The organism is Sphingomonas trueperi (assembly GCF_040545965.1).
Lineage (GTDB): Bacteria > Pseudomonadota > Alphaproteobacteria > Sphingomonadales > Sphingomonadaceae > Sphingomonas > Sphingomonas trueperi_C.
Window position 1 is genome coordinate 11,913 of record NZ_JBEPMV010000003.1, and the last position, 14,562, is coordinate 26,474.

Sequence of the window (14,562 nt, forward strand, 5' to 3'; positions counted from 1 at the left end):
GCGGACAAGATGACCTTCGAATGGCCGGCGCACGGACTCGAGCTGCAGACCCGGATCGAGACGCGCGCAGCGACGATCGGCGTGATCGGCATGGGCTATGTCGGCCTGCCGCTGGCGGTTGCGTTCGGCGAGGCGGGCTGCTCCGTCCTCGGCTTCGATCTCGATCCTGAGAAGGTCGTCGCGCTCAACCGGGGCGAGAGCTATATCAAGCACATCCCTGGCGACCGCATCGCGCCGCTGGTCGGCGAGAAGCGCCTCGCCGCGACGGCCGATCTCGACCGGCTGGGCGAGGTCGACGTGCTGCTGATCTGCGTGCCGACGCCGCTCACCCGCCACCTCGAACCCGACCTCAAATATGTCGAACACACCACCCGCGCGATCGCGCACAGCTTGCGCAAGGGCCAGCTGGTGATCCTCGAATCGACCACCTATCCCGGCACCACCCGCGAGGTAATGCAGCCGATCCTCGAGGAGAACGGCATGACCGCGGGCAGGGATTTCTTCCTCGCCTATTCGCCCGAGCGCGAGGATCCCGGCAACCCGACCTTCTCCACCACCAAGATCCCAAAGGTGGTCGGCGCCGACGATCCCGCCTCAGCCGGGCTGGCGATGGCGCTCTACCGCCACATCGTGCCCCAGGCGATCCAGGTCTCCTCGGCGGCGACGGCAGAGGCGGTGAAGATCACCGAGAACGTGTTCCGCGCGGTCAACATCGCCCTGGTCAACGAGCTGAAGCTGATCTTCACCGCGATGGACATCGACGTGTGGGAAGTGATCGAGGCGGCCAAGTCCAAGCCGTTCGGCTTCATGCCCTTCTATCCCGGCCCGGGGCTGGGCGGGCACTGTATCCCGATCGACCCCTTCTACCTCACCTGGAAGGCCCGCGAGTACAACCAGCACACCCGCTTCATCGAGCTGGCCGGCCAGATCAATGCCGACATGCCGCAGCACGTGATCCGCGTGCTGGCGGATACGCTCGACGCCCGCTTCGGCCGAGGGCTGCGCGGCGCGCGGGTGCTGGTACTGGGGGTGGCCTACAAGAAGAATGTCGACGACATCCGCGAGAGCCCGTCGCTCCGCCTGATGGAACTGATCGAGGCGCGCGGCGCAACGGCCGATTTCCACGATCCCCACGTCGCCCAGATCAACGGCACGCGCGAGCATCCGACGCTCAACTATCGACACGGGGTGGCATGGGACGAAGCCGCGATCGCCGGCTACGATGCGGTGCTGATCGCCACCGACCACGACGCGGTCGATTACACCGCACTGGCGGCCTCGGCAAAGCTGGTGATCGACACGCGCAATGCCTGCGGCAAGGCAGGCGTCACGGGCGAGAACATCGCCCGCGCCTGACGCGGCGCGCCGGACTGCCCGGCGCACCGCCAGATAGGCTTAGCCCAGCGCCTTCTCCGCAAAGGCGCGCACAGCCGGTTCGAGATCCGGACGCGACAGGGCGACCGCGAGGTTCGCCTGGATGAATCCGGCCTTGTCGCCGCAATCGTAGCGGGTGCCCTGGAAGGTCACGCCGTGGAACGGCTGGTCCCCGATCATGCGCTGCATCGCGTCGGTCAGCTGAATCTCGCCGCCGGCGCCCTTGCCCTGGTTCTCCAGGATGCGCATCACTTCGGGCTGCAGGATGTAACGGCCGATCACCGACAGGTTCGACGGCGCAGTGCCCGGCGCCGGCTTTTCCACCAGCCCCTTCACCTCGGTCAGCGTGCCGTCCTGCGTGCCCGGCGTGATGATGCCGTAGCGGTGCGTCTGGTCATCCGGCACTTCCTCGGCGCAGATCAGGTTGCCGCCCACCTTGTTATAGGCGTCGACCATCTGCTTGAGGCAGCCGGGCTGGCCGAACATGAAGTCGTCCGGCAGCAGCACCGCGAAAGGCTCGTCGCCGACGATGTCGCGGGCGCACCACACGGCATGGCCCAGGCCCATCGGCTCCTGCTGGCGGACATAGGCGATGTTGCCCGGCTTGAGGCGAGTGCCGTCCAGCACCTCCAGCGACTTGCCGCGCGCGGCCATGGTCGCTTCCAGCTCATAGGCGATGTCGAAATGGTCCTCGAGCGCGGACTTGCCGCGGCCGGTGACGAAGATCATCTGCTCGATGCCGGCTTCCACCGCCTCGTCGACGGCGTACTGGATCAGCGGGCGGTCGACGACCGGCAGCATCTCCTTCGGCATCGCCTTGGTGGCGGGCAGGAACCGGGTACCGAGTCCCGCAACCGGGAACACGGCCTTACGCAGCGGCTTGATCGTCATAACCCCCCTCATGGTAAATTTTGGGTGCAGTGCGGCATAACGGTATACCGCGCGGGTGGCAAACGCACGGCTTCCGTAATGGTTCGGTGATGCAATTACGCTAGGGAACCGAAATGGCACAGGTCCGCAAAAAGCTGTTCGTCGTCTTCGGCACACGTCCCGAAGCGATCAAGCTCTTCCCCGTGATTCGCGCGCTGCAGGCGTCGACGAAGTTCGACGTCGTTACCTGCGTGACCGCGCAGCATCGCGGCCTGCTGGATCAGGTGCTGGCAATCGCAGGGATTACCCCGGACGTCGATCTCGACCTGATGACCCCCGGCCAGTCGCTCGACGCGCTGACGGTGCGGCTGCTGACCGGCATCGGCGACGCGCTCGATTCGGTGGGGCCGGACCGGGTGATCGTGCAGGGCGACACCGCTACCGCGATGGTAGGCGCGCTGGCGGCCTATTATCGCAAGATTCCGGTGAGCCATGTCGAGGCAGGGCTGCGCTCGGGCGACATCTACCAGCCCTGGCCGGAGGAGGTGAACCGCCGGATCGTCGCCCCGATCGCCGACCAGCATTTCGCCCCGACAGAAACCGCCGCCAACGCGCTGCGCGACGAGAATGTGGCCGCCGCCACCATCCATGTCACGGGTAACACGGTGATCGACGCGCTGCTCGCGACGCGGGCGCGAATCATGGCCGAACCGCAGCTCGCGGCCGGGCTCGACCCGATTGCGACGCGCTTCGCCGGCAAGCGGATAGTGCTGGTCACAACCCATCGCCGCGAGAACTTCGGCGAGGGCATGGTTGCGATTGCCGACGCACTTCGCCGCATCGCAGCAAGACCGGACGTAGCGATCCTGTTTCCGGTGCATCCAAATCCCAATGTCGTCGCGGTGATGGACGCCGCCCTGAGCGAGCAGCCCAACATCGCCCGCATCGACCCGCTCGATTATCCGACCTTCATACGCGCGCTGGACATGGCCGATCTGGTGCTGAGCGATTCGGGCGGGGTTCAGGAAGAAGCGCCGGCGCTCGGTAAGCCGGTGCTGGTAATGCGCGATACCACGGAGCGGCCGGAAGGCGTCACCGCTGGCACCGCGCGACTGGTGGGTACCGATGCCGATCGCATCGTCGAGGAAGTCAGCCGCCTGCTCGATGATCGGGACGCGCACGCCGCGATGGCACGCGCGCACAACCCGTTCGGCGACGGCCATGCCGCGACCCGCATCGCCGCCATCATCCGCGAGAGCTTCGGCTTCGACTGAGCCGTCTTCCGATATTTTAACGCCTCTCTGCCATGGTCGCCGCTCCTGATTTCGCGCGGAGTTTGCGATGCTTGTCACCACGGAGCCGAAGGTCGCAGTGCTCGGCCTCGGCTATATCGGGCTACCCACCGCGGCGGTGATCGCGCGGACGGGCGCCCGGGTGCTGGGCATCGACGTCGACGCGGCCGTGGTGGAGACGGTGAACTCCGGCCGGGTGCATATCGAGGAGATCGATCTCGACGGCCTCGTCTCCGGGGTGGTCGCGCGCGGCAATCTCCGTGCGGCGCTGGCGATCGAGCCGGCAGACGTGTTCGTCATTGCCGTGCCGACGCCGTTCGGCGCCAACCATGCGCCGGACATCGGCTATGTGCTGCAGGCGGCGACCACCATCGCGACGGTGCTCAAGTTCGGTGACGTGGTGATCCTCGAATCGACCTCCCCCGTAGGCACCACCGAGAAGGTGGCCGAGCTGCTCGCCCAGCTGCGCCCCGACCTCAAGGTGCCCGGCCACAGCAGCGGCAGCGCCGACATCGCCATCGCCTATTGCCCCGAGCGCGTGCTGCCCGGCCGCATCCTTGTAGAGCTGATCGAGAACGACCGGGTGATCGGCGGCATCACCCCGCGCTGTGCGCGCAAGGCGCTGCACTTCTACCGCCGCTTCGTTCGCGGCGCCTGCGTCACCACCACCGCACGCGCGGCCGAGATGACCAAGCTCACCGAGAACGCGTTCCGCGACGTCAACATCGCCTTCGCCAACGAACTCTCAATTCTGGCCGAGGGCATGGGCGTCGACGTGTGGGAGGTGATCCGGCTGGCCAACCGCCACCCGCGCGTCAACATCCTCTCGCCCGGACCCGGCGTGGGCGGCCACTGCATCGCGGTGGACCCCTGGTTTCTCGTCCATTCCAACCCGGCGCAAAGCCCGCTGATCCGAACCGCGCGCGAAGTGAACGACGGCAAGGTCGCGCACAGCATCGCGCGCGCCGAGGCGCTGATCGCCCGGCTGCCGGGCGCGCCGATCGCCTGCCTCGGCCTCGCCTTCAAGGCCAATATCGACGATTTCCGCGAGAGCCCCGCGCTCAAGGTGGCGCAAGCAATCGCCGAGCAGCACGGGGCCCGCGTCCGTATCGTAGAGCCCTATGCCCAAGCGCTGCCTCCTACCCTCGCCGCAACGGGCGCGACGCTGACCGATATCGACAGCGCGATCGAAAGCTGCCCGATCTTCATCGTCCTGGTGGATCACGACCTGTTCAAGTCGGTGCCGCTCGACGAGCGTGCGGGCAAGCTGGTCTATGACACGCGCGGCATCTGGCCGGACCAGCCTGCGCCGGAGAGCATCGCCGCCGGTCTGCGCCTCGCCGGGTGAACATGCTCACCGAGCTGTTCCGCAGGCCTGAGCCGCCGGCCTATGCGCTGCCGGCGGGCACCCGCGCCTACGCAATCGGCGACGTGCATGGCCGGCGTGACCTGCTGGAAGAACTGCTGGCACGGATCGATGCCGAGCGTGCCGCCGATCCCCGCGCCCGCGAGCATCTGATCCTGCTCGGCGACCTGATCGATCGCGGCCCAGACTCGCGTGGGGTGCTCGATCTCCTGCTCGAACGGCAGGCGTCCGACCCCAGCCTGACGATCCTCGGCGGCAACCACGAGACGATGCTGGTTGCGATGCTTGACGGCAATCTGCGCGATCTCGAAAGCTGGCTGCACTTCGGTGGCGAGGAATGCGCCGCCAGCTACGGACTCGACCCGATTGCGCTGTTGGCCGAGCCTGCGGCTGCACCGGCGCTGCTCCGCACAGCAATTCCCGGGGCGCACGCCACGCTGCTGCGCGCGCTTCCCGATTCGGTGCGGATTGGCGACGTTCTGTTCGTCCATGCCGGCATTCGCCCCGGGGTGGCGCTGGAGGCGCAGGAGCCGCAGGACCTGCGGTGGATCCGGACGCCGTTCCTCCGCAGCGCCGCGGACCACGGGGTGCTGATCGTCCACGGCCATACGGTCGTCGGCGAACCAGAGATTCACCCGAATCGTATCGCGATCGACACCGGCGCCAGCGCCACCGGTCGCCTTACCGCGCTATGCCTCGATGGCCCGGAGCGCCGCTTCCTCGCCACCGGCGCCTGACGCGCACACGAAAAAGCCCGCGAGGGTCGCTCGCGGGCTTTTCGAAATACTGCAATCGGAAGCTGCTTACTGGGCGGGGGCTTCGCCTGCGCCCTGCGGCATGCCGCCCTGCTGCTGCTGCATCATCATCTGGCGGATGACCGCGGCAGGCACCAGTTCCTGCATGGTGACGTCGAAGATCAGCACCTGGTCGGACAGCTCGTTCTGCTGGCCACCCTCGGCGCCATAGCCCAGCTTCGGCGGAAGCCAGAAACGATAATGGGCGCCCTTCTTCATCAGCTTCACGCCTTCGGTGAAGCCCGGGATCATCGGCTGGCCGATCTGGAAACGCATCGGCGTCTTCGGCTGGAATTCCTTGCCGCTGCGCAGAACGCCGCGAATCTCGGTGACGACACCGTCCTGCTCGGCAGGGGTGGCGCCGCTTCCGGCCTCGATCACCTGATACTGGAGACCCGACGGCGTGGTCTGGATGCCCGACTGGTTCTTGTGCCACGCCATGAATGCATCGGCATCGAGATGCGATGCGGCCGGCGTGCGCGTGCCCGTCCAGGCAAGCGCAGCGGCGATGGCAGCCGCTGCCAGCACCCCCAACCAGATCCAGAGCTTGTAGCTGCCCTTGACGGGCTGGAGCGGAACGGCGGTCACCGACATGATCGGACTCCGACGGGGAAGGCATCCCCGTTTATGTAGGAAACAGAAACGACGGCGCGCGCTGGTTCAACGCGCGCCGGGCAGGCCTCAACGGGCGCTGTCGCGCTCCATGCGCTTGCGCTCCAGCTTGCGGGCGCGACGCACGGCGGCGGCACGCTCGCGAGCGCGCTTCTCGCTCGGCTTCTCGTAGTGACGGCGCAGCTTCATCTCGCGATAGACGCCTTCACGCTGCAGCTTCTTCTTGAGCGCCCGCAGCGCCTGGTCGACGTTGTTGTCGCGAACGATGATTTGCATAAAGTCGTACAGCTCCGATCAAACTCAATAGCAAGGGGCCGCCGAAACCAAAGGTACGGCGTCGAACGGGCCTCCTATCAGCGCCCGTTCGATTCTTCAAGCAAAAGCGTGCATGGCCGCCATGCTTCCGCAGAATTGAGGGCGCGCCGCGTCCGAATTCGCATTACAGCAGATTGCAGCGCTGCAACCCGGTCGATAGGTTCGGGTCGCAATACCCACTTCATGATGCAGTCAGCTCCCGCATTGGATCTCGAAACCCGCCTCCTCATCGTCGACGACGATCCCGGCATCCGCGAACTCACCGCCGCATTCCTGGCGCAGCACGGCTATGTCGTCGACACGGCCGAGGATGCGACCGCGATGCGCGCGGCGATCGCCGCCAACAGCTATGCGCTGGTGGTGCTCGATCTGATGATGCCCGGCGAGGACGGCCTTTCCATCCTCCGCACAATGGACCGCCAGGCGGGCCCCGCGGTGATTCTCCACTCGGTGCTGAGCGAGGACATCGATCGCATCGTCGGCCTGGAGATGGGCGCCGACGATTACATCGCCAAGCCGGCCAATCCGCGCGAATTGCTGGCGCGCATTCGTTCGGTGCTGCGCCGCGCTGTCGCGGCCCCGGCTACGACCAGCACGCTGGAGCGCAGCTATCTGCGTTTCGCCGGGTGGCGGCTCGATCCGGTCGGGCGGCAGCTCTATGATCCCGAGGGCGTGCTGATCAACCTGTCGGACGGCGAGTTCCGCCTGCTCCTCGCGCTGGTCGAGCGGCCGCGCCGGGTGCTGACCCGCGATGCGCTGCTCGATTATTCGCGCGGCGCCCATGCCGAGCATTTCGATCGCGCGATCGACGTGCAGATGAGCCGGCTGCGCAAGAAACTCGCTCGCTCGGACGCGGACGAGCTGATCCGCACCATCCGCAACGAAGGCTATATGTTCATCGCCGAGGTGACCACCAAGTGATCGGCCGCCCGGCGTCGATCGTGGTGCCGATGATGCTGTTCGCCATCACCTCGGCAGCGGTGGTGATGCTGGTGCAGTTCGCGGTGGTGTTCCACGGTCCGCCTCCCGGCTTCGGCCCGGTCCCGATCGCGCGCGTCGCCGATGCACTGCGCACCGGCCGCGCCCCCGCTCGTATCCATGGCGAGGCGATCCACCTCTATTACGCCGACAGCGATCGCTTCGGGCGAACGGAAGAACGGGCATTTCCGGAACGCGACTCCGCGATCGCGGCGCTGATCCCCGCGCCTGCGGGCAGCGTGCGCGGCTATTATGAGTGGCCGACCAGCGATCCCGACCAAGACATCCATGGCAGCTTCACGATCGGGCGCCGCACTGACAAGGGCTGGCTGGTCGCCTCGGTCAGCCGCGCGCCGACGCTCGGCCGCTGGCGAGTCGCGATCCTCCAATGGATGCTGCTGACGCTGGTGATCCTTTCGCTGCTCGCCTGGGCGGCAGCGCGGCGAATCTCCCGCCCCATCCGGCGGCTGGCGGAGGCGGCGAAACGCGCGCGGCTCGGCGCCCCCGAGGCGATCCCGCTCGACGGTCCACGCGAAATTCGCGAACTCGGGCGCGCGATGGAGGCGATGCAGGCGCGCATCCTCCAGCAGGCCGAAAATCGCACCGTGATGCTGGCCGCGATGGCGCACGACCTGGGCACCCCCCTCTCCCGCCTTGCCTTCTGGATCGAGCAACTGCCCGAAGCGGCCCGCGAACGCGCCGTCGCCGACATCGGCGAGATGCGCGCGATGCTCGCCGCGACGCTGCGCTTCACCCGCGACGATCGCGCGCATGGCGAGATGGTGCGGCTCGATTTGGGCTCGCTGATCGACAGCCTCGCCGACGACCTGGCGACGGCGGGAACCCCGGTGACGGTCGATCCCGGACCGCGCATGGTGCTGATCGGCGACACCCAGGCGCTGCGGCGACTGTTCGGCAACCTGATCGAGAACGCGATCCGCTATGGCCATGTCGCACGGATCAGCTGGAGCATTCGAAGCGGGCATGGCGAAATCCATGTCGATGACGAAGGCCCGGGATTCGACCTTTCGCGCGCCGAGAATCTGTTCGCGCCGTTCGTCCGCGGCGAAAGCTCGCGCAACCGCGCGACGGGCGGCACCGGACTGGGCCTGGCGATCGTGCGCTCCATCGTCGAGCTTCACGGCGGCGAGGTGATGCTCGCCAACCGGCCCAGCGGCGCCGGCGGCCGGGTGCGGGTCCGCCTGCCGCTGGCAACCTGACGCAACACGTCGTTACGCCGCGACATCGTCCGGCGAGGTTCCCGCTGCACAGCACGCACAAGCCGCAGCCCCAACGGCGGCTCCGCATCGCGCGTACGGCTTTCCGCGCGACTGCAACTGCGCCCGCCGAGCGACGCGCTGCCCCCTGTGCGCGCCATTCCGGCGGGCGGAGCTTTGCTATACAGGCGGGCGATGGCCCATGTTTCCGAAACTCCGCTCGATCGCGGCACCCGCCTTCGCTCGATCCTCGGCGGATCGGCCGGCAACCTCGTCGAATGGTATGACTGGTATGCCTATGCGGCGCTCGCCAGCTATCTTGCCCCGCATTTCTTCGCGCCCGGCACCGCGCAGGACCTGAACGCCTGGATCGTCTTCGCGATCGGCTTCTTCATGCGGCCGATCGGCGGCTGGCTGATGGGCGTCTATGGCGACCGCCACGGTCGCAAGGCGGGGCTGAGCCTGTCGGTCACGCTGATGTGCGCGGGTTCGCTGCTGATCGCGGCGACGCCCAGCTACAGCGCGATCGGCTGGGCGGCGACCGCCGCTTTGGTGATCGCACGGCTGCTGCAGGGTCTGTCGCTCGGCGGCGAATATGGCGCGAGTGCCACCTATCTGTCGGAGATGGCGGGCCGGCGACACCGCGGCTTTTTCTCCAGCTTCCAATATGTCACGCTTATTTCCGGCCAGCTCACCGCGCTGGTGGCGCTGCTCGCGCTGCAGGCAGTCCTGCCCGAGGGGAGCCTGCGCGACTGGGGCTGGCGCCTGCCCTTCGCGCTCGGCGGCGCGCTCGCGCTGTTGGTCTACTGGCTCCGGCGCCGCCTCGCCGAAACCGAGAGCTTCGCCAAGCGCGATCGCAAGGCGGCCTCGAGTGCCTTGGCGCTGTTCCGCCAGCACCCGCGCGAAGCGATGCTGGTGCTGCTGCTCACCGCCGGCGGCACCCTCGCCTTCTACGCCTACACCATCTACCCGATCACCTTCCTCAAGAAGACCGCTGGATTCTCCGATGCGGCGGCCACCCAGGTCAATGCGGCGGCGCTGTTCGTGTTCATGCTGGTCCAGCCGCTGGCGGGGGCGCTGTCCGACCGGATCGGCCGCAAGCCGCTGATGATCGGCTTCGGCGTGCTGGGGGTGTGTTTCACCTACCCCATCTTCGTTGCGATGGAGGGCGTGCGCGACGGGCCCTCGGCCTTCTGGCTGATGACGGCGGCGCTGCTGATCGTCACCGGCTACACCGCGATCAACGCGGTGGTGAAGGCGGAGCTGTTCCCCGCGCATATCCGCACCCTGGGCGTCGCGCTGCCCTATGCGCTGGCGAACGCGATCTTCGGCGGCACCGCGCCTTCGGTGGCCTTGTGGTTCAAGCAAGAAGGCTGGGAGCGCGGCTTCTACTGGTACGTCACCGCGATGATCGGCATCTCGCTGATCACCTATGCGACGATGCGCGATACCGCGCGCAACAGCCGGATCGCCGAGGACTGAGCCTCACGCGAGGATCGCCCCGCCCCGCTTGGCGAGCACCCGGCCGATCGCATCGAACAGCGCGTCCATTGCCACCGGCTTGAACAGTACGTCATCGGCGCCGGTCGCCAGGCAGCGCTCGCGCAGGTCGAGCGCGGTATCGGCGGTGACCACGATGATCGGCAGTTCGGCCTTGGCATCGGGACGTGCGCGGATCTGGCGAATCGTCTCGAACCCGTCGGTGCCGGGCATGCGCAGATCCACCAGAATGATATCGAAAGTCTCGTCGTCGATTCGAGCGAGCCCCTCCTCGGCCCAGGCCGCCTCGGCCATCGTCGCCCCGGCCACGTCGAGCATGTCCTTCACGACGCGCCGATTCATCGGATCGTCCTCGATGAACAGGATGTTCATCGACGCTGGCCCTTCTGGGCAGAAACCGGCGTTCTGGCCACGTTGTGCATGTCTAGGTGTATTATCGCCCTAAGCCGCCTGCGAAACAAGCGGGTCGTTCCCCAGTTTCTTCTTTTTCCGCGCGGACGCGGGCAGTGCCGCTGCTACCAATTCCGTTCCAGCGACGGGCTTTTCTATCACCTGTGTTATGCCGGCGTCCAGAAATTGCGAACGTTGTTCAACGTTCTTGCCGCTCCACAGCAAGGTTGCGCATAGATCGGGCTGTATACTGCGTAGGATAGCGACTCCCTCCACCAGATCTTGCGTTGCGGTGGCGAGTGCCGCTTCGTCAATCACCAGCGCATCGAACTGCTCCAATTCGAGTAGCTGCGCGGCTTCGTCGCGGTCCTTGGCGAATCGGACTCGGTCCGCTTCGGCTTCGAACAGAGTCCGCAGCATCGCCCGGGTGATCGGATTGCGCTCGAGAATCAGCACGCCGGTGCCCGCTTCGCCGGCGTCCGGCAGCGTGGCCGGCGGCTCGGCGCGCAGCAGCGGCAGGTCAAGCGTGAAGGTCGAGCCTTCGCCCGGCGTGCTTGCCACCAGGATCACGCCGCCCAGCGCTTCGGTCAGGTTGCGGCAGATGGTGAGGCCGAGGCCGGTACCTCCATATTGCCGGGTGGTGCTGGAATCCGCCTGGCGGAAGCTCTCGAAAATCTCGCCGAGCTTATCGGCCGGAATGCCGATTCCGGTATCGGAGACGGCAATCCGCAAGCGTTCGCCCGCGCCGCCTTCGCCCGGCACCACCTCTGCCCGCAAGCCGATCGCGCCGGCCGAGGTGAATTTGAGCGCGTTCGACAGCAGGTTGAACAGCAGCTGCCGCAGCCGGCTGGGATCGCTGACGATCCAGCCAGGCGCGCCGCCCAGCTGGACGTCAAAGGCCAGCCCCTTGGCTTGTGCCGGATCGGTCCAGAGCCGCGCGACTTCCTCGGCGAGCGCACGGAAATCCATCGGCACGGGATCGACGCTAAGATTGCCACTCTCGATCTTGGCGACATCGAGAATGTCGTCGACCAGCGCCCGCATGGTCAGCCCGGCGCCCTGCACCACCTCCAGCCGCTCGCGCACATCGCCGTCGATGGCGTCGTCGGCCAGCATCACCTGGGTCATGCCGAGGATGCCGTTGAGCGGCGTGCGGATCTCGTGGCTGGTGGTCGCCAGGAACTCGGTCTTGGCACGCAGCGCCTTTTCGAGCGCGGCGTTGGTGGAGGCGAGCACGCGGTTCGCCGCCCGCACCTGGTTGCGGCTGCGGCGGATGGTGAACAGCCCAACGCTCAGCAGCAGGATCACCACAAGAGTGGCCAGGCCGAGCGAGAGGAACAGCACGCGCTGGAAATGCGCGGCCTTTTGCAGTTGCTCGGTCTTGAGCCGCTGGATGGTCAGTTCCTGGTTCGCATAGTCGAACCGGGCCGCCATCAGCGCGGCGCTGTTGGTGGTCGCCACCTTCGCCGCCTCGTCGCTCAGCCGCTTGAGCGCCTCCAGGTGCCGCAGCGCCAGCCGATCCTCGCCGAGCTTGCGGTAGATGAGGTAGGCGAACAGATGCGGCGTGCGATAATCCTGCGTGGTCGTCGCCAGGTCGACACCCTTGAATGTCTCCCCGATCAATGCCGCCGCGCGCTGCAGATTGCCCTCGTCCTTCGCCAGCTTGGCCGCAGTCGCGTTCAGCAGCCGCTCCAAGCCCCCCGCATCGCCCCCCTTGGCGAGCGCAAAGGCACGATCGAGCGTCGCCTGCGCACTGCGCAGATCGCGCGCTTCGATCTGGCTCCTCGCTAAATTGTCGAGAATTCGCGCTTCGAGAACCGGTTTGCCGAGCTTCCGCGCCAGGCGCACAGCTTCGGTATATTCGGCATCGGCTTCGCGATAGCGTTCAAGGACGAGCAGCACGTTGCCGCGGCTGTTGTGCAGGCTGAGCGACAGGATGTCGTCCCCACCGTAGAGCAACGACGCCTGGCGGAAATAGCGTTCGGCCCGGTGATCATCATGCGCGATCACATACAAGGAGCCGATCGACTGAAGCGCCAGCGCCTGACTGCGCACTTCATGCAATTGTTCGAAAACTCGATAGGCGCGCTGAAACGCCGACAGCGCCTCGGCTGCTTGGTCGCGCATCATGTACAGGTTGCCAAGCGAAAGCAGAAGGTCGCCCTTCACGCGTACCGGTGCGGCTATCGGCGCGACCGCCCTTTGCGCCTCCTCCAGCGAAAGACGCGCCGCATTCACGTCGTCGGAGCGCAGCTGCATTTCCGCGCGAAGCCATAGCGCCGTGCCGCGGATGAGCGCACGCTGGCCGGAGTCCTGGCTTCGATCGGCTGCATCGTTGATCCGGTTGATCAGCGGCTTCGGGTCCGCCGATTGATCGACAATGCGATCCCGCGCTTGCGACACGAGCCCGGCAACGTCCCGCGGCAACTGCTGCGCGCGTACCGTTGCGGGGGCAGCGACGATGAAGAGTAGCGGAACAGCACGAGCAAGCAGGTGCCCGGTGCGATTCACGCGCGGGTCCACGAACTTCCCGACCGGAGAAACACCGGACGGCTGGCCATGGTCTCGGCCAGTTGGTCCTGCTCGCCGAGATAGGAGCAGAGCGCCGGGAACGGCACGGGACGCGAGATCAGATAGCCCTGCACGAGATCGCAGCCCATCACGCTCAACAGGGCAAGCGCCGCCGGCGTCTCCACGCCTTCTGCAGTCACCTCCATCTCGAGCGCATGGGCGAGATCGATCGTCGACCGCACGATCAGCGGATCGCGGTGGCTCGAGGTGAGCTGGGTGATGAACATCTTGTCGATCTTCAGCTCCTTGGCGGGGAGCTGCTTGAGATAGGCCAGCGAGGACAGGCCCGCGCCATAATCGTCGATCGCCAGCACCACACCGTGATCGGCGAAGCGCTGCAGGTGGCGGATGGCACTTTCGGGATCGCGGATCACCGCGGTTTCGGTGATTTCGAAGCCGAGCTTCGCCGCCGGATTGGCAGTGATGATCTCGCACACCTCGTCGATGAAGCCCGCGTTGGCGAGCAGCATGCCCGAGATATTGAGGAACAGCGGGATGTCGTGCCCGAGCGCCGCAAGCCGGCGCTGGTCGGCGATCACCTGGCGCAGCGTCCATAGCGTCAGCGGACCGATCAGGCCCGAATCCTCCGCCGCGGCGATGAAGTCGCCCGGCATGACCAGGCCGCGCTCGGGATGCTGCCAGCGGATCAGCGCCTCAGCGCTCGACACCTGCTGCTGGCGGACGTTGATCTTGGGCTGATAGTGGAGGAACAGCTCGCTAGCCGCGATGGCGCGCGGCAGGTCGGCGATGAGCGTGAGACGGTCGATCGCGTGATCCGCGAGCGAAAGATCGATCATCTCGAAACCGCCCGCCTCGCCCGCACGCTCCAGTGCGATTTCGGCAACCTCGAGCAACCGCAGCGTGTCGCCCTCCTCGGTAGAGGCGCAGGCGGCACCGATGGCGAATTCCAGCCGCACCTCGGCCAGGGCCTCGCGCTGCTGGGCATCCAGCGCACGACGGAGCGTCTGGAGGCGGGCCGTGGCCTGTTCGCGATCCGCTACGGCAATATGAAACTCGATGAGGTCACGACCGACGCCGACGAGTTGCACACCGTCAGCCTGCGCAACGATTCGTGCTGCCAGCGCCTCGGCAGCGAAATGCAGGCCATTTTTGCCGAGGATGCGGCGCGCTGTCTCGAAATTGGTCACGCGGCACAACACCGACACGTTCAAGCCCTGGCTCACCGAATGCCCTCCCGCCGCCTGTTCGGCCACTCACCGAATAAAGGACAGATTCGCGAAAAACTACTGGCTGATGTTGAAAGCAGCCAAAAACCGGCATTT

At 66.6% G+C, this 14,562-nt stretch carries 13 protein-coding genes; 7 read left to right on the forward strand and 6 right to left on the reverse strand.

The window, feature by feature from the left end; all coding sequences use genetic code 11:
* Positions 1-9 precede the first annotated feature (9 nt).
* Positions 10-1,356 (forward strand): nucleotide sugar dehydrogenase, encoded by a 1,347-nt coding sequence (locus ABIC35_RS07695; protein ID WP_121075670.1) that lies wholly within the window; start codon positions 10-12, stop codon positions 1,354-1,356.
* 39 nt (positions 1,357-1,395) lie between these two features.
* Here the strand turns inward: ABIC35_RS07695 and galU are convergent, their stop codons facing one another.
* A complete protein-coding gene (galU, locus tag ABIC35_RS07700) occupies positions 1,396-2,265 on the reverse strand; it encodes a UTP--glucose-1-phosphate uridylyltransferase GalU (RefSeq protein WP_121075667.1) in 870 nt (289 codons plus the stop codon).
* 113 nt (positions 2,266-2,378) lie between these two features.
* Here galU and wecB point away from each other — a divergent pair, with 113 nt between their 5' ends.
* From wecB to ABIC35_RS07715, 3 genes are all read left to right on the forward strand, one after another.
* On the forward strand, positions 2,379-3,518 hold the full coding sequence (wecB, locus tag ABIC35_RS07705) for a non-hydrolyzing UDP-N-acetylglucosamine 2-epimerase (RefSeq protein ID WP_121075664.1): 1,140 nt from the start codon (positions 2,379-2,381) through the stop codon (positions 3,516-3,518).
* 67 nt (positions 3,519-3,585) lie between these two features.
* Positions 3,586-4,884: a UDP-N-acetyl-D-mannosamine dehydrogenase gene (gene wecC / locus ABIC35_RS07710; RefSeq protein WP_121075661.1), complete on the forward strand. Its 1,299-nt coding sequence runs from the start codon at positions 3,586-3,588 to the stop codon at positions 4,882-4,884.
* 2 nt (positions 4,885-4,886) lie between these two features.
* The gene (locus tag ABIC35_RS07715; protein WP_121075658.1) at positions 4,887-5,639 is read left to right on the forward strand and encodes a metallophosphoesterase family protein; all 753 of its coding nucleotides are present in this window, start codon (positions 4,887-4,889) and stop codon (positions 5,637-5,639) included.
* A 66-nt stretch (positions 5,640-5,705) separates the two neighbouring features.
* On the opposite strand, the gene ABIC35_RS07720 is transcribed toward ABIC35_RS07715, so the two are convergent.
* Both ABIC35_RS07720 and rpsU read right to left on the reverse strand, forming a co-directional pair.
* Entirely contained in the window at positions 5,706-6,290 is a 585-nt protein-coding gene (locus tag ABIC35_RS07720) for an FKBP-type peptidyl-prolyl cis-trans isomerase (RefSeq protein WP_121075655.1), read from the reverse strand.
* A gap of 87 nt (positions 6,291-6,377) precedes the next feature.
* Positions 6,378-6,584, reverse strand: coding sequence for a 30S ribosomal protein S21 (gene rpsU, locus ABIC35_RS07725; RefSeq protein ID WP_010545388.1), 207 nt, complete (start codon positions 6,582-6,584; stop codon positions 6,378-6,380).
* Between the two features lie 222 nt (positions 6,585-6,806).
* On the opposite strand from rpsU, the gene ABIC35_RS07730 reads away from it, so the two are divergent.
* From ABIC35_RS07730 to ABIC35_RS07740, 3 genes are all read left to right on the forward strand, one after another.
* Positions 6,807-7,544: a response regulator gene (locus ABIC35_RS07730; protein ID WP_121075652.1), complete on the forward strand. Its 738-nt coding sequence runs from the start codon at positions 6,807-6,809 to the stop codon at positions 7,542-7,544.
* The gene (locus ABIC35_RS07735) at positions 7,541-8,821 is read left to right on the forward strand and encodes an ATP-binding protein (RefSeq protein WP_354278389.1); all 1,281 of its coding nucleotides are present in this window, start codon (positions 7,541-7,543) and stop codon (positions 8,819-8,821) included. The genes ABIC35_RS07730 and ABIC35_RS07735 overlap by 4 nt, the downstream gene beginning before the upstream one ends.
* 192 nt (positions 8,822-9,013) lie before the next feature.
* On the forward strand, positions 9,014-10,300 hold the full coding sequence (locus ABIC35_RS07740; protein ID WP_121075649.1) for an MFS transporter: 1,287 nt from the start codon (positions 9,014-9,016) through the stop codon (positions 10,298-10,300).
* Positions 10,301-10,303: 3 nt separating this feature from the next.
* Here ABIC35_RS07740 and ABIC35_RS07745 read toward each other — a convergent pair whose 3' ends face one another.
* The 3 genes from ABIC35_RS07745 to ABIC35_RS07755 all read right to left on the reverse strand — a co-directional run bounded on the left by ABIC35_RS07745 (position 10,304) and on the right by ABIC35_RS07755 (position 14,463).
* On the reverse strand, positions 10,304-10,690 hold the full coding sequence (locus ABIC35_RS07745) for a response regulator (RefSeq protein ID WP_121075646.1): 387 nt from the start codon (positions 10,688-10,690) through the stop codon (positions 10,304-10,306).
* A 69-nt stretch (positions 10,691-10,759) separates the two neighbouring features.
* A complete protein-coding gene (locus ABIC35_RS07750; protein ID WP_147425850.1) occupies positions 10,760-13,219 on the reverse strand; it encodes an ATP-binding protein in 2,460 nt (819 codons plus the stop codon).
* Positions 13,216-14,463, reverse strand: coding sequence for a putative bifunctional diguanylate cyclase/phosphodiesterase (locus ABIC35_RS07755; protein ID WP_354278390.1), 1,248 nt, complete (start codon positions 14,461-14,463; stop codon positions 13,216-13,218). The genes ABIC35_RS07750 and ABIC35_RS07755 overlap by 4 nt, the downstream gene beginning before the upstream one ends.
* Positions 14,464-14,562: the final 99 nt, after the last annotated feature.

What these genes read in the sequence shown, in the direction of transcription:
- ABIC35_RS07695 (WP_121075670.1), top strand. Translation starts at nt 10, where the DNA reads ATGACCTTCGAATGGCCGGCGCACGGACTCGAGCTGCAGACCCGGATC.
- galU (WP_121075667.1), bottom strand. Translation starts at nt 2,265, where the DNA reads ATGACGATCAAGCCGCTGCGTAAGGCCGTGTTCCCGGTTGCGGGACTC.
- wecB (WP_121075664.1), top strand. Translation starts at nt 2,379, where the DNA reads ATGGCACAGGTCCGCAAAAAGCTGTTCGTCGTCTTCGGCACACGTCCC.
- wecC (WP_121075661.1), top strand. Translation starts at nt 3,586, where the DNA reads ATGCTTGTCACCACGGAGCCGAAGGTCGCAGTGCTCGGCCTCGGCTAT.
- ABIC35_RS07715 (WP_121075658.1), top strand. Translation starts at nt 4,887, where the DNA reads ATGCTCACCGAGCTGTTCCGCAGGCCTGAGCCGCCGGCCTATGCGCTG.
- ABIC35_RS07720 (WP_121075655.1), bottom strand. Translation starts at nt 6,290, where the DNA reads ATGTCGGTGACCGCCGTTCCGCTCCAGCCCGTCAAGGGCAGCTACAAG.
- rpsU (WP_010545388.1), bottom strand. Translation starts at nt 6,584, where the DNA reads ATGCAAATCATCGTTCGCGACAACAACGTCGACCAGGCGCTGCGGGCG.
- ABIC35_RS07730 (WP_121075652.1), top strand. Translation starts at nt 6,807, where the DNA reads ATGATGCAGTCAGCTCCCGCATTGGATCTCGAAACCCGCCTCCTCATC.
- ABIC35_RS07740 (WP_121075649.1), top strand. Translation starts at nt 9,014, where the DNA reads ATGGCCCATGTTTCCGAAACTCCGCTCGATCGCGGCACCCGCCTTCGC.
- ABIC35_RS07745 (WP_121075646.1), bottom strand. Translation starts at nt 10,690, where the DNA reads ATGAACATCCTGTTCATCGAGGACGATCCGATGAATCGGCGCGTCGTG.